General features: G+C 60.4%; 20 protein-coding genes and 3 riboswitches. Of the genes, 7 read left to right on the top strand and 13 right to left on the bottom strand.

All coding sequences use genetic code 11. The annotated features are described in order from the left end of the window. Positions 1 to 2: 2 nt before the first annotated feature. The 7 genes from cobW to ATE71_RS10395 form a co-directional block, all read right to left on the bottom strand. Positions 3 to 1,040, bottom strand: coding sequence for a cobalamin biosynthesis protein CobW (cobW, locus tag ATE71_RS10425; RefSeq protein WP_039330625.1), 1,038 nt, complete (start codon positions 1,038 to 1,040; stop codon positions 3 to 5). 180 nt (positions 1,041 to 1,220) lie between these two features. Further along, positions 1,221 to 1,452: riboswitch (cobalamin riboswitch) on the bottom strand. Positions 1,453 to 1,541: 89 nt separating this feature from the next. Continuing rightward, positions 1,542 to 2,522, bottom strand: coding sequence for a DUF6925 family protein (locus tag ATE71_RS10420; protein ID WP_052241778.1), 981 nt, complete (start codon positions 2,520 to 2,522; stop codon positions 1,542 to 1,544). Then, a complete protein-coding gene (locus tag ATE71_RS10415; RefSeq protein WP_052241777.1) occupies positions 2,519 to 3,301 on the bottom strand; it encodes an ABC transporter ATP-binding protein in 783 nt (260 codons plus the stop codon). Before ATE71_RS10415 ends, ATE71_RS10420 begins: the two co-directional genes overlap by 4 nt. Next, a complete protein-coding gene (locus ATE71_RS10410) occupies positions 3,298 to 4,284 on the bottom strand; it encodes a FecCD family ABC transporter permease (protein WP_039330624.1) in 987 nt (328 codons plus the stop codon). Before ATE71_RS10410 ends, ATE71_RS10415 begins: the two co-directional genes overlap by 4 nt. Next, positions 4,281 to 5,072 carry an ABC transporter substrate-binding protein gene (locus tag ATE71_RS10405; RefSeq protein ID WP_160328032.1) on the bottom strand — a complete coding sequence of 264 codons (792 nt, stop codon included), beginning with the start codon at positions 5,070 to 5,072 and terminating at the stop codon, positions 4,281 to 4,283. Before ATE71_RS10405 ends, ATE71_RS10410 begins: the two co-directional genes overlap by 4 nt. Positions 5,073 to 5,185: 113 nt before the next feature. Continuing rightward, positions 5,186 to 7,129 carry a TonB-dependent receptor plug domain-containing protein gene (locus ATE71_RS10400; protein ID WP_039330622.1) on the bottom strand — a complete coding sequence of 648 codons (1,944 nt, stop codon included), beginning with the start codon at positions 7,127 to 7,129 and terminating at the stop codon, positions 5,186 to 5,188. A gap of 214 nt (positions 7,130 to 7,343) precedes the next feature. Beyond that, positions 7,344 to 7,587, bottom strand: a riboswitch (cobalamin riboswitch). A 57-nt stretch (positions 7,588 to 7,644) separates the two neighbouring features. Continuing rightward, the gene (locus ATE71_RS10395; RefSeq protein WP_039330621.1) at positions 7,645 to 8,121 is read right to left on the bottom strand and encodes a hypothetical protein; all 477 of its coding nucleotides are present in this window, start codon (positions 8,119 to 8,121) and stop codon (positions 7,645 to 7,647) included. 201 nt (positions 8,122 to 8,322) lie between these two features. Continuing rightward, positions 8,323 to 8,566: riboswitch (cobalamin riboswitch) on the bottom strand. Between the two features lie 112 nt (positions 8,567 to 8,678). Between ATE71_RS10395 and ATE71_RS22120 the strand changes: the two genes are divergently transcribed. Then, the gene (locus ATE71_RS22120; protein ID WP_152998733.1) at positions 8,679 to 9,080 is read left to right on the top strand and encodes a hypothetical protein; all 402 of its coding nucleotides are present in this window, start codon (positions 8,679 to 8,681) and stop codon (positions 9,078 to 9,080) included. Here the strand turns inward: ATE71_RS22120 and ATE71_RS22880 are convergent. Beyond that, on the bottom strand, positions 8,991 to 9,317 hold the full coding sequence (locus ATE71_RS22880) for a toprim domain-containing protein (protein WP_268801423.1): 327 nt from the start codon (positions 9,315 to 9,317) through the stop codon (positions 8,991 to 8,993). The genes ATE71_RS22120 and ATE71_RS22880 overlap by 90 nt on opposite strands. A gap of 697 nt (positions 9,318 to 10,014) precedes the next feature. Here ATE71_RS22880 and ATE71_RS21695 point away from each other — a divergent pair. Next, positions 10,015 to 10,896: a lytic transglycosylase domain-containing protein gene (locus ATE71_RS21695; RefSeq protein ID WP_052241776.1), complete on the top strand. Its 882-nt coding sequence runs from the start codon at positions 10,015 to 10,017 to the stop codon at positions 10,894 to 10,896. Here ATE71_RS21695 and ATE71_RS10380 read toward each other — a convergent pair. From ATE71_RS10380 to ATE71_RS10365, 5 genes are all read right to left on the bottom strand, one after another. Then, positions 10,876 to 11,151 carry a hypothetical protein gene (locus tag ATE71_RS10380; RefSeq protein ID WP_058803367.1) on the bottom strand — a complete coding sequence of 92 codons (276 nt, stop codon included), beginning with the start codon at positions 11,149 to 11,151 and terminating at the stop codon, positions 10,876 to 10,878. The genes ATE71_RS21695 and ATE71_RS10380 overlap by 21 nt on opposite strands. Before the next feature lie 9 nt (positions 11,152 to 11,160). After that, positions 11,161 to 12,639: a helix-turn-helix domain-containing protein gene (locus ATE71_RS10375; RefSeq protein ID WP_073974055.1), complete on the bottom strand. Its 1,479-nt coding sequence runs from the start codon at positions 12,637 to 12,639 to the stop codon at positions 11,161 to 11,163. Between the two features lie 370 nt (positions 12,640 to 13,009). Then, positions 13,010 to 13,285, bottom strand: coding sequence for a hypothetical protein (locus ATE71_RS22115; RefSeq protein WP_152998732.1), 276 nt, complete (start codon positions 13,283 to 13,285; stop codon positions 13,010 to 13,012). Positions 13,286 to 13,315: 30 nt separating this feature from the next. Beyond that, positions 13,316 to 13,807 (bottom strand): hypothetical protein, encoded by a 492-nt coding sequence (locus ATE71_RS10370; protein ID WP_066110830.1) that lies wholly within the window; start codon positions 13,805 to 13,807, stop codon positions 13,316 to 13,318. Between the two features lie 40 nt (positions 13,808 to 13,847). Further along, positions 13,848 to 14,237: a hypothetical protein gene (locus ATE71_RS10365; protein ID WP_152998731.1), complete on the bottom strand. Its 390-nt coding sequence runs from the start codon at positions 14,235 to 14,237 to the stop codon at positions 13,848 to 13,850. A 345-nt stretch (positions 14,238 to 14,582) separates the two neighbouring features. Between ATE71_RS10365 and ATE71_RS10360 the strand changes: the two genes are divergently transcribed. The 5 genes from ATE71_RS10360 to ATE71_RS10340 all read left to right on the top strand — a co-directional run bounded on the left by ATE71_RS10360 (position 14,583) and on the right by ATE71_RS10340 (position 17,934). Beyond that, positions 14,583 to 14,900 (top strand): hypothetical protein, encoded by a 318-nt coding sequence (locus ATE71_RS10360; protein WP_058803365.1) that lies wholly within the window; start codon positions 14,583 to 14,585, stop codon positions 14,898 to 14,900. A gap of 89 nt (positions 14,901 to 14,989) precedes the next feature. Continuing rightward, entirely contained in the window at positions 14,990 to 15,274 is a 285-nt protein-coding gene (traL, locus tag ATE71_RS10355) for a type IV conjugative transfer system protein TraL (RefSeq protein WP_054136666.1), read from the top strand. Position 15,275: 1 nt separating this feature from the next. Beyond that, the gene (locus tag ATE71_RS10350) at positions 15,276 to 15,842 is read left to right on the top strand and encodes a type IV conjugative transfer system protein TraE (RefSeq protein ID WP_058803364.1); all 567 of its coding nucleotides are present in this window, start codon (positions 15,276 to 15,278) and stop codon (positions 15,840 to 15,842) included. 41 nt (positions 15,843 to 15,883) lie between these two features. Then, on the top strand, positions 15,884 to 16,639 hold the full coding sequence (locus ATE71_RS10345) for a type-F conjugative transfer system secretin TraK (protein WP_231728246.1): 756 nt from the start codon (positions 15,884 to 15,886) through the stop codon (positions 16,637 to 16,639). Between the two features lie 5 nt (positions 16,640 to 16,644). Beyond that, positions 16,645 to 17,934, top strand: a complete 1,290-nt coding sequence (locus ATE71_RS10340) for a TraB/VirB10 family protein (protein WP_058803362.1) — start codon at positions 16,645 to 16,647, stop codon at positions 17,932 to 17,934. Position 17,935 lies beyond the last annotated feature (1 nt).

The following is a 17,935-nucleotide window of genomic DNA, read 5'->3' as shown; positions in this document are numbered from 1 at the left end:
GCTTAGCCTGCCAGCACCGCGCGAATGGCAGGCTCGTCGATATCGTCATGCTCGGCGATGGCGACCAGGGTGGTCTGGCGCCGCTCATCGGGGCGCCATGGGCGGTCGTACTGGTGACGAACCCTCGACCCGACGGCCTGCACCAAGAGGCGCAAGGGCTTGCCAGTCACGGCAGCGTAGCCTTTTACCCGCAGGATGCGATGGTCGCGGGCGAGCGTTTCGATACGCGCCACCAAATCGGCGGGATCGGCAATCTCGCCGAGCGCGATGACGGTGCTGTCGAAATCGTCGTGCTCGTGATCATCCTCATTGTCGTGATGCGAGGGCCGGGCAGCGATATCGTCTTCGGCGGCAGCTCCAAGTCCAAGGATCACGCGAGGGTCGACAATCCCTTCGGCTATCTCGATCACAGGCACGGGGCGGGGTGCTTCGGCCGCAATGGCTGCCCTTGCGGCAGCGACTCCGTCAGGTCCGGCCAGATCAACCTTGGTCAGCAAAACGAGATCGGCGCAGGCAAGCTGGTCCTCGAAGACTTCGGACAGCGGGGTTTCGTGGTCGATCCCCGGGTCTGCGGCGCGCTGGGCCTCCAGCGCTGCAAGATCGGGGGCAAACCGTCCGGCAGCAACCGCTTCGGCATCGGCCAGCGCAAGGACGCCATCCACCGTGATGCGACTGCGGATTGCCGGCCAGTCGAAGGCCTTGAGCAAGGGCTTGGGCAGGGCCAGCCCTGATGTCTCGATCAGGATATGGTCAGGGCGCGGATCAAGCGCGAGCAGGCGCTCTACGGTGGGAATGAAATCGTCCGCCACGGTGCAGCAGATGCAGCCGTTGGCCAGTTCGACGATGTTTTCCGCCGGGCAATCGGGAATGGCGCAGGATTGTAGGATGTCCCCATCCACCCCCAGAGTACCGAATTCATTGACGACCACAGCCAATCGGCGTCCGCCAGCGTTGCGGATCAGGTGGCTGATCAGCGTGGTCTTACCGGCACCCAGAAAGCCGGTGATGATCGTGACGGGTACCTTTGACAGGTCCGACATGGCAGTTCCTCCGCGCGCCAGAGCGACACCGGGCAGGGCTTGCCGGACAGGTCCGGTCGGCGCGCGACAACGGGCTGGCGCGACAGACGCCCGAAACCACGCGGCCGTGCAGCCCCAGCCGCACAGCTTCGTCGCTCAGACGGAAGAGTACCGTGCCTTGGCCATCCCCTGGACCCGGGCAAGAGCGACCAGAGCGCCGGCAGGTCTCCTGGCTCGCGGGTCACAGCTTGATGCACGCCTTCCCAGATGCGCGTTCATGCGCGGTCCAGTGGCTTTTCCTGCACGCGCAGGAAAAATGTGCATCGCGCTATCCGCTTACAGTTGCAGGGACAGCCGCGGATTTGGGAGCTACGCTCCCGCACCGCATTCCCGATTAAGCCCCGTTGGGGGCACCGGCGCGATCATCGATGGCACGGGCAAACCCGCATCATCATTGAATATCTCTAGACCCAAACTTCGATCATGCCAATCAAAGTTCGCGCTGAAATTGCAGGCGCAACCTCACTGTTCCGTTTCATCGGTTTCAACGGGAGCGCGGTCGAACCAGACGCGCCAGGGACCCACGTGCTCGTGACCGGCAGCGGCAAGACGGCGCAGGACGATGCGGGCTTTCGTTCGGCCCCGCCGTGTGTCGGGCCAATCAAAGAATTCAGGGTTTGCGCCTTCAGCCACAGCGGTGCGGATATGTGCGTCCACGGCACGATCCTGATCAAGGCCAAAGCGTTCAAGCATAGGTGAAAAGGCGGTGTCCGTATCGGGCACGAAATCGTGCCGTTCACCCAGTGCGTTCCGCCAAGGTGAGCGAGGGTGAATGTTCAGGATCGACTGATAGCCATCCGGAATGGGGACGTTGGCGCCATGTGGCCGACCCTTCCCGATAAGCTTGGCAAGCAGATGGGTGTGCGGGCCTTCCGGCGATTTCCCATCCGGAGGCGGAATCGGTTGGAAGACTTCGATCCGTCCGGCAGGCGAGAGCATGACCCGGTGGGGCTGCGCACGCAGAACCTCGGCCATGACTGTTGGCGAAGACAGCAGGTCCTGACCTTCAAGAGCCTCGAGAGCCCCGATCAGCGCTTCGTCGTCAGTGCGGGCGCACATCCTTATGGTGCCGTTACAAACGCCCATGTCGAACAGGCGGCTCGACTGGTCTTCCCTGCGAATGGCGTCGGTATCGGCGCCCAAAGATACGACAGCCCGATCGACCGAACCAGTCAGAGGCGCGCAGAGCGCCATTGCATGACCCCAGCTTTCGCCATCAGAGGACAGGCTATCCCAGGCAAGGCATTCAAAGCTATCCGAATGCCTGATCCGCAAGGCACCGCGAGCGGTCACGATTTCGATATTGTCGCGGTCGTTTTGAACCGTGGCCGGCTCATCCTCGTCGCGAATGAATTCGCCGATCGCACCGAATGTGCCGATGCTCCAGCCATGGCCAGGGTCGCACGCGAGACGTGCCAGTTCGTCAAAGGAAATCTGGTTCATGATGATACCCCGGACTTGAGAAAGCGGACGGAAATGCCGTCCCCGTCACGAGATAACCGGACCGGAACGTCATAGAGCGAGGTGAGTAGGCTTTCGGTGACGACTTCGTGCGTCGGACCGTGTGCAAGCAATCGCCCATCGCGGATTGCGAGGATCGAGTCCGCGAAGGCCAAGGCCAGATCAAGATCGTGGATCGCCATGACAACCGTGCACCCGGCCGTGGTCCGGGCCTTGAGACGCTGGACGGCATCGATGGCATGGCGTGGATCCAGACCCGCGGTTGGTTCATCAACGATCAGAAGCGCTGGATCGCCGACAATCGCGCGGGCCAGCATTGCCCGCGCCAGTTCGCCACCCGACAATTGCGTGGCTGGCCGATCCCGCAAACCCAGCAGATCGCAGGCGAGCAGTGCATCGTCGATGGCGGGAAGCAGAGCGGACGGTATGGTGCCGAATGCTGGCAGCGCCGGAGTCAGCCCGAGCGCAACCACGCGCTCTACGGTGATCGGCCAATCAACCCCCGCACGTTGCGGCAGATAGGCACGCAACTTGGCAAGTTCCCGGCGGCCAAGGCGGTGGAGGTCCTTGCCATCGAGTTCGACCGAACCTTGCACCGGGCGTTTGAGGCCCGATGTGATGTCCAGCAAGGTGCTCTTGCCGGCGCCATTGGGGCCGATCACAGCAGTCAGATGGCCCGATGGAACACGCGCCGATATCCCGTCAAGGACCAGACGCTGCCCCCGGCGCGCCGAAACACCATGAAAGTGCAGCGCGCTCATGCGGTGCGTCTCCGGACATGAAGGACCAGCCACAGGAAGAACGGTGCCCCGATCAGGCTGATGAACACCCCGAGATTTAGCGGCATGCCCCGGAATACCAATGTGCGCGACGCGATGTCGGCGAGGGTTACCAGAACGGCTCCAACCAGCATGGCCGGGATGAGCACCTTGCCTGGACGATGGGCGACCAGAGGCCGGACAAGGTGAGGCGCAATCAGGCCTACGAAACCGATCGTTCCGGATACGGCGGTTGCGCCTCCGACGCCAAGGGCCGTACCGATCAGCGCCAGCATGCGCGTTCGTGAAACCGCAATCCCCAGGCTTTCAGCCTGCGCTTCACCCAATGCAAGAGCATCCAGAGCTCGGCCCGTCAGCAGAAGCATCGTACCCCCGGCAAGGATAAAGGGTGTGGCAAGGCGGACATGATCCCAGCTTCGATCGGCAAGCGAACCCATCAGCCAGGTCATGATCTCGTAAGCGGCATAAGGATTGGGGGAGAGGTTGAGCGCCAGACTGACGCCTGCACTGGCTATGCTGCTGACTGCTGCCCCGGCCAGGATGAGCGATAGGGTACCGCCTCCCCGCGCAAGGATGAAGGCAATGCCTGTGGTGACGAATGCACCTGTCAGACCAAACAGCGGAGCGGCAAGGGTAAAACTGGCGGCAAAGCCGAAATAGATGGCGATGACCGCACCGAGCGAGGCACCTGCCGAAACGCCCAGCAGGCCGGGGTCAGCCAGCGGGTTTCGCAACAGCCCCTGCATGACGGCACCCGAGAGGCCAAGGATGCCACCGATGGCCATCGAAAGGACAACCCGTGGCAGGCGGATCTGGGTGACGATCTGGCCAGCCAGATCCGCATGATCGAAAGCCAGCGCCTGAAACGCTTCGCGTGGTGTCAACCAGACGGAGCCAGCCAGCACCGAAGCGAAAGCGCTGGCGAGCAGACAACTGACCAGCATGGGAACAAGCCACCGGGTCATAGCGATTTCCCACCGGCAAAGGGAAGGGGAGAGCGGGCATGGAGAGCCGCTGAACGAAGTTCGTTGCGCAACTGCATCGCGGCTTCCGTCACCATCGGCGTTCCGCAAACGTAGTACGCCTGTCGGATCGTCAGCGTACGGTCACCGTCCCAGTAGCGACGGATTAGAGGGTGTCGCTCGACGTTTTCGCGAAGCCCCGGGCGGCGACCTACCCCGGCGCCTTTCACCAGCAGGGACGGAGCAGAAAGGAGCAGGATTTCGATATCCGGTTTGCCGTAGCTGCTCTTCTGCAGTGTGTTGGCAACATTGGTCGCACCGGCTGTCTTGAGCACAGTGTCATAGAGAGACCCCGTGCTTGCATTGAAGCCAGCACCATCCCACGCAGCCACTCGTAGCGGCGGGCCCGGATCGCGCGCAAGGTCGGCCAGTTGGCGGTCCATTTTTGCGATCAATTCCTCGCCGCGAGCGGGCTCTCCTACTGCCTTGGCGACCTGTCGGGTTATCTTGCGGATATCTTCGTAGGTTTCCGCATGATCGACCTCGATCATTGGAAACCCTAATCGCTTAAGCAGTCCGCGTGTTGCCGGCGTCGTAAATGCCCCGGCAATAACCAGGTCCGGCTTCTGGCGCAGGACCTCCTCCGACATTCCATGGTTGATGTCGACACGCGCAGCCTCGCGGAACATGAGGGAGCCGTCGGGATCGCGCGACAGCCAAGTGACCGACGCGATCCGCTCAGGTGGCAGCAATGCCAGGACAAGCTGATCCGTGCACTGGTTCATCGACATGACATGGACTGGCTTTGCTGCCGCCTGGCTGCGACTACCAGACGGCTCCGTGCAACCGGCCAGAGCCGGAAGCACGGAGATCATCCAAAGGAGGCAGAGCGCCTTGCGGAACATCAGAAGCGGACGCGAACGCCACCATAGCCTGCGCGGCCCGGAGTGGCGAAACTGAACACCTCTTCGTATTGCTCGTTGATGAGGTTTTCTACGCGCGCAAACAACGAAATGTTGGGGCGCAACTTGTATTCGGCATTCAGGTTAACCAGTACATATTCCCTCAGGGACACGCGCACCGGAATGAAGCTTGGATTTGTAAACGCGACATCGGTCTGACGCCCGTTGTAGCGCACTGTCAACGTACCCGAAAAGCGCTCATCCTTGCTGAACACTGTCGCGTTGAAACTGCCGATATGCTTGGGGCGACGCACCTCGACTGTGCCGTTTTCTCGCGCATGAAGCCATGTGTAGGCGGCGTCCAGCCTGATCTGGGGAATTGGACGGGCGGCAAGGGCCACCTCAATGCCATGCTGTTTCGACAAAGTTGCACGGTTTGATGGCGTCGCTATGAAGGTCGGAGCGGGGAAGGTCGTGAAAATTTCGTCCTTCAGGCGGCTATCGAAATAGGTCGCGCTTATGGTGGCCTTGCCATCGCTGAAGCTTTGCTCGATGCCGGCTTCCCACCCTTCCGACTTCTCGGGCCTCAGGTTAGGGTTGCCAATATAGCGGCCATCGGAAAATCCATAGAGCTCGAAATAGCCCGGATTCTTGACCCCCGTTCCATAGGCACCGCGAACACGGGTACCAGTCGGGAGCGAATAACTGCCTTGAACCCGCCAAGTTGTGGGGTCATCAAAGCGATCATTTTCGTCATGGCGGATCGATGCACCAAAAGAGAATGCGTCGTTGATCAGCAGTTCATACTGCCCGACAATCCCGACATTGTCGGTCGATCTTTTTCCCTGAAACGCGAAGGATGACGGTGTGGTGTTCTGGAATTCTTCGCGCTCGACGTCGATTGCGGCGGTCAGGCGATGCCGGATGGCGTCGGTGCCCAGCCGCAGGCTCGATTCGAACGAGCCTTTGTAGCGGTTACCCTTGTTGCCGTAATCGAAGCCCGCAGCGTCGAAGCCCTTGCGCTCGCTCAACGCGACTTGCCCTGTCACTGCGTTCGTCCAGCGGCCGTCGAGCCCGATCAGTTCAGCTCTCACAAGACCATAGAAGGCCTTGTTTCTGAAGAACACGCCGGGGCTGTCGACGGTGAATCCGAATAGCGGGCTCGCCGGATTGTTCTCGCTGTTGTTGGTATCGGCTTCCGTGAAGCTGTAGCGGGCAACGCCGGTCAGTTTGAAGGTTTCGGACGGCGACCAGATGAGCTTGGCCGAAAGGCCTGCGATGTCGGAGCCGACATCCCTGCTGCCATTTCGTGCCGTGGGATAGCCGCCGGTGTGATAGTAAGCGCCAGACACAGCATAATCGAGATCGCCAGACACTCCGCCAGCACGCGCGCTTCCGGTGAAGGTGTTGAAGCTGCCTCCCTCTGCGCGCAAGCTGACCCCCGGAGCCTCCTTCCCGGTCAATGTCAGATACTGGATAACGCCGCCGATCGCGTCCGAACCGTAAAGCGAGGACTGCTGCCCTCGCAGGACTTCAACGCGGGCTTCGGGATCGGCAATGAGAGTGGCGAAATCGAACTCGCCAAAATACGGGTCCGAAGCTTCTATACCGTCAATCAGAACGAGGACGTGGTTGCCCTCGGAGCCGCGAAGCCGGAGCTGGGTGAGGCCGCCAGCAGCGCCGGTGCGGCTCACGGCAACGCCCGGCACATCGCGCAGAATGTCCGAAACAATCCGGGTCTGGCGCTGCTCCAACGCTTCGCTGTCCAGTACCGTCACCGACGCACCGAGCTTGTTTACGGCCACGGCCTCACCGGACCGTGACGCCGTCACGACAATGGTTTCTCCGCTGTCATTGGTTGTAGGCTGTCCCGGGTTCGACTGCGCGAAGGCCGGGCAGCTGGCTAGCGCCAGCGCAAACGTGGATACGAGAACAGGTTTCTTCATCGGGATACCCCCTTGGTGCCGAGCAACTGCGCGACGAAAAGGGGCAACCGGATCCATCAACTCCCAAGGCGAGTCGGGAGAGCGCACGAACGGTCGGCCAGGCCAACGCGAGTGGGCACAATTCACCCGCGCAGGACTAACCCTGCGGCCCCAGCCGCAATGGTTCGTCGCTCAGACGGAGGTTACCGTGCCATGGCCATCCCCTGGACCGCAGCAAGAGCGACCAAACGCCGGCAGGTCTCCTGGCTCGCGGGTCATAGCTTGATGCACGGCCTTCCCAGGCCGCGCTTGGACAAGCGTAAGGCCCAGTGGCTGCTTCCGCCCGAAGGTGGAAGCGATGTGCATCGCGCTCGCCGCTTACAGTTGCAGGGACAGCCTCGGATTCGGATCAGCCAAGGCCGCTCCTCACCGTGTTCCCGAATTAAGCCCTCTCGGGCACCGGCGCGATCTGTTGACAACGGTCTTAAACCGTTGACGTTGATCCACTAGTCGAAAGTCGCCCGAAAGCCAATCCCTTAACGACTGGCATCGGAACGACGCCAAGCCTCAACGATGGCAGGATTTTCAAGCAACCGTTCCACCGCATCCACATTATAGGTCGCGAGCGAAATGAGGTTGTCCCCTCGGCGTATTTTGGATGTCCCGGAAATTTGCAGTCGGCCATCTTTCGACCACCGGTTGCGTTCGGCGGGGGTGAGCGACAACAGCTTCTCAATCTGCTTGAGACTAAGGGGTTTCGAAGCGATCCGGCGGAGCCTGTCGCGAAGCTCATCGACAAGCATTTCAGCAGAGCCCAACTGATCGGGTTGAAATCTGCAAACTCTTCCGGGTTTGTCGATTGCGCTGCCACTCTTCGCCATGAGTAGCCGCATGGTAGCGTCGCGCTCGCCCTTATGGACCACAAGGCCAATCGGCATCGGCCCATCGAGGTCTACCTCTACGACCAAATGGTCATTGTCTTTCTTGAGGGTGACCAAGCGGCGGATTGCCATAACGTCAGGCACTATATGACATTTGCATTGCAGGTGTCTCCGGTCCGGACGCCACGAACCAAGACCAAGTCGCCACGTGAGGTGGTCAGCAGCTTTCTCCTGGCGCGCGCCCGCAGCGCCGGGGCCGCTGAAAGACCCAGTCACATCGATTCGTCGCTCAGACGGAGGTTTACCGTGCCATGGCCATCCCCTGGACCGCAGCAAGAGCGACCAAGCGCCGGCAGGTCTCCTGGCTCGCGGGTCACAGCTTGATGCACGGCCTTCCCAGGCCCCGCATGACTTAGCGTCCGGCCCAGTGGCTGCTCCCGCCCGAAGGTGGAAGCGATGTGCATCGCGCTCGCCGCTTACAGTTGCAGGGACAGCCTCGGACTCGGATCAGCAAAAGCCGCTCCTCACCGTGTTCCCGAATTAAACCCTCTCGGGCACCGGCGCGATCTGTTGACAACGGATTTTAACCGAAGTCAGCGGCAGTATAATTGACATACAGGATAAAACCAAGCTGTGTCTTGAAGTGATAGCGTTTTCCTTTGGCCCCATCACCGAAAATCCGAGATTTCATGGGCAAATGGTTCGCCATAAATCGAATTGACGCGATTGATAATCCCGCAAGCTTTGTAGTGGGAAAGATGCAAGTAATCGGTCTGCGTAGTTTCGCTGCACTGCTTGAAACGGGTTCCTCAATGGACCGATCCGTTTTCTATGATGGTGTGGCCTATGAACTTCGACGGCGGAAGTCGGAACTGCATATCGATGCTGAAATTCGACCGGCAAGTTTGCGGTATGTTTCCGAATGGCTCGTTCAACAGCTTACAGCGTTTGTCGGTGCCTCGCGCCCGATCTTCATCGCCGACACTCAGCCTGATGTTCATTTAACGGATATGGCTCTGAGCTTCTGCCCAATCGTGGAAAGGCCTTGGCGGCGGATCACGCAAGAGCTGCCTTTCTGGTATGTTATGTGATCCAACTGCCGCCATTGCAGCGTATCGGCCTGGACCATCGTTGTCCGCGGCGATGTAAAGGGTGCCAACTTGGTCCGGAACGTTGATTAGCGCGAGACGCTTATTCCCGAGTGCTGCCCAGCAAGGGACTCCTTTGATCTGAGTATAGCTCGCCGCATCCTCCATGCCCTCAGCAATGGCGAGCACGTCGCCCTCGAACTGCGGTGCCCACGCGCCCCGTTCAGGCTTTCCGAGCATGAATTTGCCATCATGCCATGTTCCGTCGTTGGTCAGCCTGATCCGCTGGATGGCCGTCATCCGGTGCCCGGTTCTGACACCGACCAGTATCGCGGGCCGGAAGGTGGTCTTAGGCTTGCGGCCGAATGGGCACCGCGGATGGAAGCGTAAGTCGGGGAGGTCGATTGGCAGCCGCCGCGACCGAAGGTAGACTTCACCGAGCGTTCCGCGGATCTCCGTGGCCTGATCCCATATCCTTCTGACGTTTGGCGCAGTTCGTTCTGGCTGATAGCTTGGGGCAGAGGAATTCAGGATCGGTTTGGTCCGACCGATTTCGCGCAGGACATCCTCGCTGCGGCATCCCGCAAAACAGTGGACCAGAATACCCCGCTCGCCCTGCCGGACTGAAAGTGACGGCGTTCGGTCTGCATGCGCAGGGCAGATGCACATCGCGTAGGAACCGTGCCAACGGCCCTTCAGCGCAGCAACGATGTCGATGGTCTCCTGGGTGGGTTTGAGCGCAACTAGCATAAACTCGCTCCTCTCAGCTCAGCCTCACCATCTTTCCCCTCTGGATCGACCCGACCTTCTCCGGCACGGCTCGCGATGGCCAACGCCGCTTTCGTCTGTGCGATGCCAGATTCTGGGCGATTGCCATGCCCCGCCTGTTCATTTAGAAAAGTGGGGCGATATCCGAACCACGCCGAAAGGTGTGGTCATGAAAAATCTTCTATTTTTGCTGGTCGCTTTGACGCCGACGCCATCATCGGCGCGCGAAGCCATGCTCGACGTGTTTGTGCCAGAGGCAAAACCGGATTTTGCTGTGCTCCGCCCACAGTTGCGCGGGGCGGTCGATCTCGAGCAATCAGTGGAAGTGCCTCCGGCTCCAGTGGATGCGTTTTCACCAGAGTTGCACGGCGACTTTGAGTTGGTCCCTCACAGCTTCACGATCAATCCCTATGCCGCGCGTCCCGCTGTTCCTTCGTGGATGCGGGCAGGTGCATCATTCATGAGCCCTGCTTCTTCACCATTCCGCCCTTCGCAGGATGACCCACTCTGCCAGTCCCGCAGCTTCTTCCCGCGATATGGTATCAGCGGCGATGCTCAGGCTCGCCGGACCGCCTATTTCAACCTGATCGTCGACGTCGCTTGCGATGCCGGCGTGCCCGTTGTTCTATTTGACGCCTTGCTGGCGCAGGAAAGCAGATATCGTCCCTTCGCCCGAAGCAGTGCCGGTGCGATGGGCATGGCTCAGCTTATGCCCGGTACGGCCCAATATCTGCGTGTCACCGACCCTTGGGATGTGCGGCAAAACCTTGTCGGCGGCGCGCGGTATCTGCGCGAGCAGTTGGATCGCTTCGGGACATGGGAGCTTGCACTGGCTGCCTATAATGCAGGCCCGGGACGCGTGGACCAATTTGGCGGTATCCCGCCGTTTCGTGAGACCCGCAACTATGTGCGTACGATCATGGGCTCAATTGGCATTCCGAATTCGACCGGCGGCGTGTCGCTGACTTCGGCAGCACTTCCCGCGCCCAATCCGTTTCGCAGGGTAATGCTTGCCTCATTCGATGGACGATCAGACGTCCCAGAACACTGAGAAACCGACGTGCCGAGCATAGTACACGCTGATTGCCAGGATGACTGGCGCGCCCTTGAGGTAGTTGAGCTGCCAGCGCAGCCAGAGCTTCGGGATGACCAGAGCTTTCTGGAGCCCCGTTTGGTGCGTGGGTCGCCACCTGCCACTCCGCCAGTCGTCAGCCGTGACGACAACTGAGAGCACTGCGCAGATCAGCGCCATCATTCCCACGCCGATGTAGAGCGATGTCCAAGCGATAAGGGCTTCCTGCTTCATGAGTCGGACCTAGTGCATCGATGATCGAACAGAGATACGCATATTCGAAGCCCTTGTATCCCCCTGGCCGAATACTGCCTTTCTGCGGCCGAGCAGCGTGTGGCCGAGATTGAGCTCACCGCTGCGGGCGCGCCGCACCAGTGCTTGCATGTATGCATCGGGGGTCTTGCGGATTTGTCCGTTGGCCAGGTGATGCCCGGTGATTAGCGCGCAGAGGAGTGCGATCTCTGTCCCTAGCATGGCGCTTGCCCGAGCGGCTGTAGCCTGACCTATCTGGCAGACGCGAGCGACCGCGTGAAGCTCGGTCAGGCCGGGCCGTCTCGCGATTTCGACCATACCGTCGATGAAAGGGAAGAGGGCAGAGGCTTCGGCCCAAACGAACCCCGATCGCTGGATGCCGTAGACATCATTCGTGTCGGCAGAGACCAGCGCGTTCTGACAAGCATCGGCTGTTTCTTGCTTCACCCTGTCGGCATCAGGCGTGGTTCGAACGTCATCAGGTTCCCGTCGGCAAGCGCCCTCCGCCAAGCCGGATACAGATTCAAGAGCTTCTTCAGGACTGTATTGATGGTGGCCATCCCGGCGCACCCTAGTGTCCCCGGAAGGTGTCAGCGACGCAATCTCGCCGAGCGATATGCGCTCTGACAACCGATCAAGCAGCCGCGTTGCGACCTCGGCGAGGCGGCCGAGCACGCCGATCGCGTCCATGGATCCTTTCCGCCTCTGGTATATGCGCCGCGCCGCAGCGATCGCATCGAGCTTCTTTCTGGCCTTGTCAGCCCAGGGGTGGCCCTGCTCGAACGGCCGCAGCAGCCGGTAGGCGCTGCTTGTTGCCTTTCGAATCTCCTTGGGCAGGATCAGGTTCTGCTCGGCCAGGGCCTTTTCGGTGGCGGCGAGCTGTGTGAGGTAATCTTCGAGGAGGAGCAGCGGGGCTAGCGACCATCCTGAGGCGTCAGAGCGATCCAGGCTGTCTCGTGATCCAAGAAATCGTTTGCCGTTGCCCGCGAGGCAATAGGGGATGATCAGGCCGTATTCGGCAAGGCGCCTGATGTTCTTGCGCGCGGCGGTCCATCCTATCCGGCATTTGAGATGGTCGTTCGAGGCGGCGATGAGGGGGCCGCAGCGGCTGTCCCAGTCGATATTCATGGCGGCGATGCTCGCGGCGGCATCGTAAAGATCGCGCCAGACGATCCTCGGAACATCGATAGTCACGGGCGGCATTCTCACGAAGGTCTCGATGATATCGAGCAGTTTGCGCCGCCGCTGTCTGCCTGCACTTTCGGTCCCGGTATGTCCGAACCCTCGCATCATCTTGCTGACGCGCGCAGCATGTCTTGCCCGATCTGCCGGGTCTTCCATGAAGGCGATCTTGGTCAGCTGTTCGGTCTCGAGCATCCCCAGTTTTGGCAGACAGGCGCCGATCGCTGCTGGCCCTCCCCGGCGGCGGCTATCCACCTCCCAGGCTGCCTGATTCTGGACAATAGTCATCCCTTCGCTTCCTCAGTCCTGAGGTGCGGCACAGACAAAAAACATTGCCCGCAAACGTTGCGAAAAATGCTTGCAAGTTGTGAGGGAGCAGGTAGCTTGCCGGTGTCTCTCGCCACGCTTTGGCGCGGCAAATTACAGCTTCCTTCGAAAGGCCCGGGCGCTGCCCGGGTTTTTCATGTCTGCGTCGCTGACCTCCCTTTCATATGCACCAGCTGGTGCGGCGATTCTTGGCAGCGTTCGGGCGCGTTTCATCGCGCGCAGAAGCGCTTGTTTGCCATTCGGTCTGTTGCTAGAAAGCGAGGTGAACTTGGCGCTCTGGCAACAGGATGCGTTAAAGGGGGTCCCGTTGGCGCGGGGCCCCCTTTCAATTTCAGAGCATCATCGGTTGTCCTTCAGATGTTTCAGGTGGCCTGACGCTCAGCGTTTTCGCCACGATTGCCGTGATGATCGCCTCTCGGGACGACAGATTATCCCTTTTGAGCTCGTCAATCATCGCAATCATGGCTGCTGGCAGCCAGATTTCGAGGGGGCGCAAACCATCCTGACGGCGTTTGCGTCTTTGCTCCGCTTTCCGGTGCTGCGCCATATTTGCGCTTCGCTGTGCGGTGCAGGGCGTTTGCCCGTGACCAGTCACGCGGTTCGTCATGCAGCGCGGGCTCGTTCCGCCGTACAAGGCTCAAGCGTAGGCATGTTCAAAACCGCCGCCGTTATGCCGGCTTTCGAGCGACATATGGTGTTTGGCGATGGCCGACGATGTCTTGCGGGCGATCGTGTCACACAGGCTTTGACGAATGGTCTCGAACTGCCCTTCGCAGGCTGCGAGTTCGCTTGGTAGCCGGGCCGCCAGTGCGACCGCAACCAATGCCGTCGTCTCGCAGCATGGGTCTTCGTAGGAGCTAGCGCTTTCATAGCACAGCAGAACGAGGCCTGCTCGGATAGGGTCGATTTTCAGATGGAGCAGGACGCGTTGGAATTCGTCGATCGTCAGGTTTCCATCTTCGACCTTGTCGAAGAACTTTTTACGCCGACTTTCTTTGATCACGCCTTCATCGGTCAATTTGCGCAAGCTTGTGTTCTGCAGCCTCATCTGTTCCTTGATGAGCGCTGCATACAGTTGGTTTACGCTGTGAGCTCTGCTGGCGACTCCATCTTCCGTCCCTTCGCACATGCGTGCCTCCACGATCCCATGTATTCCACTCCATGCAGTTTCATAGTTTGACTTTGTCGATTTGCATTTTGCAAGCGGAAAATTCGCCTTCCGCTACCAACATTGCGCAGAAAATCAGTGTTTCGCGCACCCCGCAATGAGCCTTGGTAGCGGCGTTCAGCTCGCCTTTCAGCCGCTCGACCGCCGCATTGTCCGTAGAATTGAGACGGACGTAGATCCGAACGGGTCCGTCCACCGGAAGCAGGGTCTCCAGCGCTGCGGAATGTCCATCTTTGAGGGCTGGATACCGCTCCAGCGCATGGAGAATGACGTCTTTGAACGTAACAAAGCGCGTCTGCTCAAGGCTGAGTGCTGCGATGGCCCTGACGATATCTTCGAAGGCGTGTGCGCTGATGGAAATCTCGTGGGCTACATGCGTGCTTTTGCTCAATTCGATCTCCTTTCTCTCGATGTGGCAGCGTCTGAACTTGTCATCCTGCAACTGCGCGGTTTCCGGGTCATCCTTTTACCCGTGGGGCGGATTCCTCTCCACCTTGGGGCTGATTTTCGCCCGCTGTGGGGCACAAATATCCCCGGTGTGGGTCGCAAATTGGACCACGGTGGGAAATACTCATTCCCAGGCTGGGAGCGAATCGAATCCTGGGTGGGGTTCAATTCTGCCCCAATCTCTCATTTCCTTAGAAATCCTGACACTTCGCTGTTGAGAAAAGGTTCTCCTCGGTCGGATTTTGGCTGTGGCGGCAGACGCCAGCATCCAACCGAAAGGGAAAACTCAATGACAAGTCTCGATCTGAAGAATCGCAGCGGCACGCTTGCTGTTGCGGTTGCGGCGCTCGCGGCCGCCAGCGTGTTCGGCGCTGATGCCGCAATGGCGGGGGCCGACACGACCTTCAACACCGCTCTCGCCCAGTTCACCGGCTTCCTTGAAGGCTCCGGGGGCCGGATCATCACCGTGCTCTCGCTCGCCGGCGGGATCGTGGCGCTGGCGTCGGGCCGCTTCTCGCTCGGTCAGGTCGCAATCCCTGTGGGCGTCGGCGTCGGCGCCGGGACCGGCATTCCGATCGTCACCGCCTCGGTTACCGGCACGGTCTGAACGCTGCGCCCTCGCTTCATGATGGCAAGGGTACCGCAGTTCACCCTTTGGGCTGCCGCTACTTGTCCTCCCTCTGGCGGAGTTGATCCTTGGACCAGTATTCGATCCCAAAACATCTCGACGATCCAGAACTGATCGGGTTCTGGACCCTGGATGAATTCCTGGTGATGGTCATACCCTTCACCTGGGGCATCCTCGCTCAGCACGTTGTCATCGGGCTTCTTTTGGCCCTGGCTGCGTGGTTCGGCTATCGCAAAGTCAAAGCTGGGCGTTCGATGCATTGGGTCCTGCATTTTGCCTATTGGCATTTGCCGGGAGAATTCTTCGGTCTGAAGGTCGCTCCGCCATCTCATCTTCGTGTGATGGCGGGCTGATATGGAAATCTCTTTTGCTCATGAGGCGTCGCAGCGGACCCTCAAGCAACGCAACCTGCTTGCGCTCATCTGTGTCGTGCTCGGCATTCTCGTGGTGGTCATGTTCACCGCGGCATCGACGCGGGACCGCGAGGTCGTGCTGCAGCCCATCCTGCCCAGCCAGATGACGCTGAGCTCTGCGGCGCTCACGCCCGAATATCTTGAGGCCGTGACGCGCGACACCGCGCAGCTCGCGCTCAACCGCTCGCCCGAAACACTCCAGTACTGGCTTGATGGCATCGTGTCCATTTCCGCGCCGGAGGCGCGCGGGGCTCTCAAGGCCAAGCTCCTGCGGATCGTGGCTGAACAGGAGGGGTCGCAGGTGACCCAGTTTGTCACGATCAACTGGATCCGTACCGATCCGGAAAACCTCACCAGCCAGGTCGGCGGCGTCCTTCATACCATCGTCGGATCCAAGGACGTGCGCCGCGAGCACAAGATCTTCGAATTTCACTGGACCTACACCGGCGTGTCGCTGCGCCTGAAGGGGTTTGGTGTCGTCGTTAAGAAGGAAGGAGCGAACCAATGACCTTCTCTGTCTCGACGCTCTGCCTTGCCTCAGGCGCGCCGTTGCTTTTCCGCATCGACAGCCATTTTCTTCGTGGGCTTGGCGCTGCGCTTTTCTCGGTCGGCTTCGTCATGGCGGCCACGCCAGCCTTTGCTGACGAAAACATCCTCGCCGTCGACAATGGAGAGGTTCGCTGCCGGGCATCCAAGGCCGACCTGACGCGCATTTCGCTGAAGGATGACCGGTTTGTGTCGGTGTCCCGAGTGCAAACTGGCGTCGAGGGTCAAGACTTCTCGATCGTCCACGAACCCACCCGCGGCGATATCTACATCTCGGTTCCCGAAGCCTATGCAAAGCCGAACATCTCCTTCTTCGGGACGACGCAAAAGGGCCTTGTCTACAAGTTCGACTGCCAGATTGGCGGTGACAGTGCGGTGCAGGTTTTTGTGGCGAATGCCGATATCGAAAATCCTTCCGCCAAGCCTGAGGTCCTTACAGCATCGGGTTCGTTGCAGGATCGCGCTGTCGGGCTCGTCAGGGCGATGTTCGAACAGCGCCCGGTGACCGGCTTCGAGATCCGCGATGCGGCCCGTGCCCCGGTCAACGTCGGCGATATGAAGGTTCAGCTCCTCACCGAGTATCGCAGCCCGACGATGACCGGGAAGGTCCTGCGCATCGAGAATGCCAGCTCCTCACCGATCGCGCTTCGCGAAGAACTCATCGCCGGGGACGGTGCAATCGCCGTCACAATTTCCAACCCCAACCTCGCAAGCGGGCAGGCGACTGCTGCTTACGTGGTCGTGCCTGCAGGAAGGTAAGCCTCATGGATTTTCTCAAGCGCAAGCCCAAGGATCTGGATGGCGCCGAGGCCGATGGCCGCGATGCGGTCGATGAAACGGGCTCGATCATCGACAATGACAAGGCACAGAAGCGGCAGAGAATGCTGTTTTTTGGGCTGGGTGGTGTCGCGGTCGTGGCTTCGACCATGTATGTCTTGCGGACGGAAACCGTGGTTGAAGAGGCAACCAAGCCTGGGCACGAGACCGAGGTTTCGACTGATGCCCTGATGAACCGACAGCGCGTCGATCAGGAATGGATGGCCATCTACGAGGGTCAGGTTAACTCCCAGGATCAGCGTCTCAAGGGCGTCGAAGCGCAGGCTGGCCAGGTTGCGCAGTTGCAAAGCGAGATTCAGGCTCTGCGCGGTGAAAATGCCGCGATGGCGCGCGACGGGCAGCAGGTACTCGAGGCCTATGAGCGTGAGAACCAGCAACTGCGCCAGCAGGTCACCAGGGGCAATGCCCGCCCGACTGCGCCCGGACCTGTTGCGGCTGCCCGTGATATGGGCGTGTCTTCGCCAGCTGCATCCGGCGCACCTTCCGCCGCAATCCCCCGCCGCGGCAGCGACGTGCAGATGGTGTCCTTCGCGCAAGCAGGCGGGACGGGCTCGCGCATTGATCCCGCCAAGGCCCCTGCGGTTTACACCGACTCCCCGAACTACCTTCCGCCCAATTCAATCGCGAATGCCACCGTGGTGGTCGGCGTTGATGCGACGACCAATACCCGCAGCCAGAGTGACCCTCTGCCGGTTCTTCTGCGCATCACGGGCCCGGCGCGCTCGGTCTATGGTGACGGCAAGCTGCTCGCGACCCGCGTGCAGGGCTGCATGGTCAATGGTGCGGCTTACGGCGATCTCTCCAGCGAAAAGGTCTATGTGAAGCTACAGCGCATGACCTGCGCGCAGCCCGGCGGGCGCTTTGCGGTGTCAGAGGTCAAGGGCTTCATTGCCTTTGGCGGCAAAGTCGGCGTTCGCGGACGGGTTGTCAGCCGTGAAGGCTCGCTGACCACGCAAGCCTTTCTTGCAGGGCTGGTGAGCGGGGTAGGCAACGCCTTCCAGGGTGCCAACCAGATCCCCCGGATTTCCCAAGATCCCGTGCTCCCGTCAGCTTCCGATGTCGGCATTCAGGCGATTGGCGGCGGCGCGGCCAACGCCGGGAACACTCTCTCCGATTATCTGATCGAACGGGCCGAGCAATATCAGCCGGTCGTCGAGATGCCCACCGGTGCTGCGGTCGAGGTCGTGTTCCTCGACGGCACCTTCATCAGGAATTGAG

The sequence above is a fragment of the Sphingopyxis sp. H115 genome (assembly GCF_001468465.1).
In the GTDB taxonomy this organism is placed as follows: Bacteria; Pseudomonadota; Alphaproteobacteria; order Sphingomonadales; family Sphingomonadaceae; genus Sphingopyxis.
This window is presented reverse-complemented; position numbering and strand designations above follow the sequence as displayed.

What these genes read in the sequence shown, in the direction of transcription:
- ATE71_RS22115 (WP_152998732.1), bottom strand. Translation starts at nt 13,285, where the DNA reads ATGACGAACCGCGTGACTGGTCACGGGCAAACGCCCTGCACCGCACAG.
- ATE71_RS10400 (WP_039330622.1), bottom strand. Translation starts at nt 7,129, where the DNA reads ATGAAGAAACCTGTTCTCGTATCCACGTTTGCGCTGGCGCTAGCCAGC.
- cobW (WP_039330625.1), bottom strand. Translation starts at nt 1,040, where the DNA reads ATGTCGGACCTGTCAAAGGTACCCGTCACGATCATCACCGGCTTTCTG.
- ATE71_RS21695 (WP_052241776.1), top strand. Translation starts at nt 10,015, where the DNA reads ATGAAAAATCTTCTATTTTTGCTGGTCGCTTTGACGCCGACGCCATCA.
- ATE71_RS10360 (WP_058803365.1), top strand. Translation starts at nt 14,583, where the DNA reads ATGACAAGTCTCGATCTGAAGAATCGCAGCGGCACGCTTGCTGTTGCG.
- ATE71_RS10420 (WP_052241778.1), bottom strand. Translation starts at nt 2,522, where the DNA reads ATGAACCAGATTTCCTTTGACGAACTGGCACGTCTCGCGTGCGACCCT.
- ATE71_RS22120 (WP_152998733.1), top strand. Translation starts at nt 8,679, where the DNA reads ATGGGCAAATGGTTCGCCATAAATCGAATTGACGCGATTGATAATCCC.
- ATE71_RS10410 (WP_039330624.1), bottom strand. Translation starts at nt 4,284, where the DNA reads ATGACCCGGTGGCTTGTTCCCATGCTGGTCAGTTGTCTGCTCGCCAGC.
- ATE71_RS10405 (WP_160328032.1), bottom strand. Translation starts at nt 5,072, where the DNA reads ATGTCGATGAACCAGTGCACGGATCAGCTTGTCCTGGCATTGCTGCCA.
- ATE71_RS10340 (WP_058803362.1), top strand. Translation starts at nt 16,645, where the DNA reads ATGGATTTTCTCAAGCGCAAGCCCAAGGATCTGGATGGCGCCGAGGCC.
- ATE71_RS10375 (WP_073974055.1), bottom strand. Translation starts at nt 12,639, where the DNA reads ATGACTATTGTCCAGAATCAGGCAGCCTGGGAGGTGGATAGCCGCCGC.
- ATE71_RS10395 (WP_039330621.1), bottom strand. Translation starts at nt 8,121, where the DNA reads ATGGCAATCCGCCGCTTGGTCACCCTCAAGAAAGACAATGACCATTTG.
- ATE71_RS10415 (WP_052241777.1), bottom strand. Translation starts at nt 3,301, where the DNA reads ATGAGCGCGCTGCACTTTCATGGTGTTTCGGCGCGCCGGGGGCAGCGT.
- ATE71_RS10350 (WP_058803364.1), top strand. Translation starts at nt 15,276, where the DNA reads ATGGAAATCTCTTTTGCTCATGAGGCGTCGCAGCGGACCCTCAAGCAA.
- ATE71_RS22880 (WP_268801423.1), bottom strand. Translation starts at nt 9,317, where the DNA reads ATGCTCGGAAAGCCTGAACGGGGCGCGTGGGCACCGCAGTTCGAGGGC.
- ATE71_RS10380 (WP_058803367.1), bottom strand. Translation starts at nt 11,151, where the DNA reads ATGAAGCAGGAAGCCCTTATCGCTTGGACATCGCTCTACATCGGCGTG.
- ATE71_RS10370 (WP_066110830.1), bottom strand. Translation starts at nt 13,807, where the DNA reads ATGTGCGAAGGGACGGAAGATGGAGTCGCCAGCAGAGCTCACAGCGTA.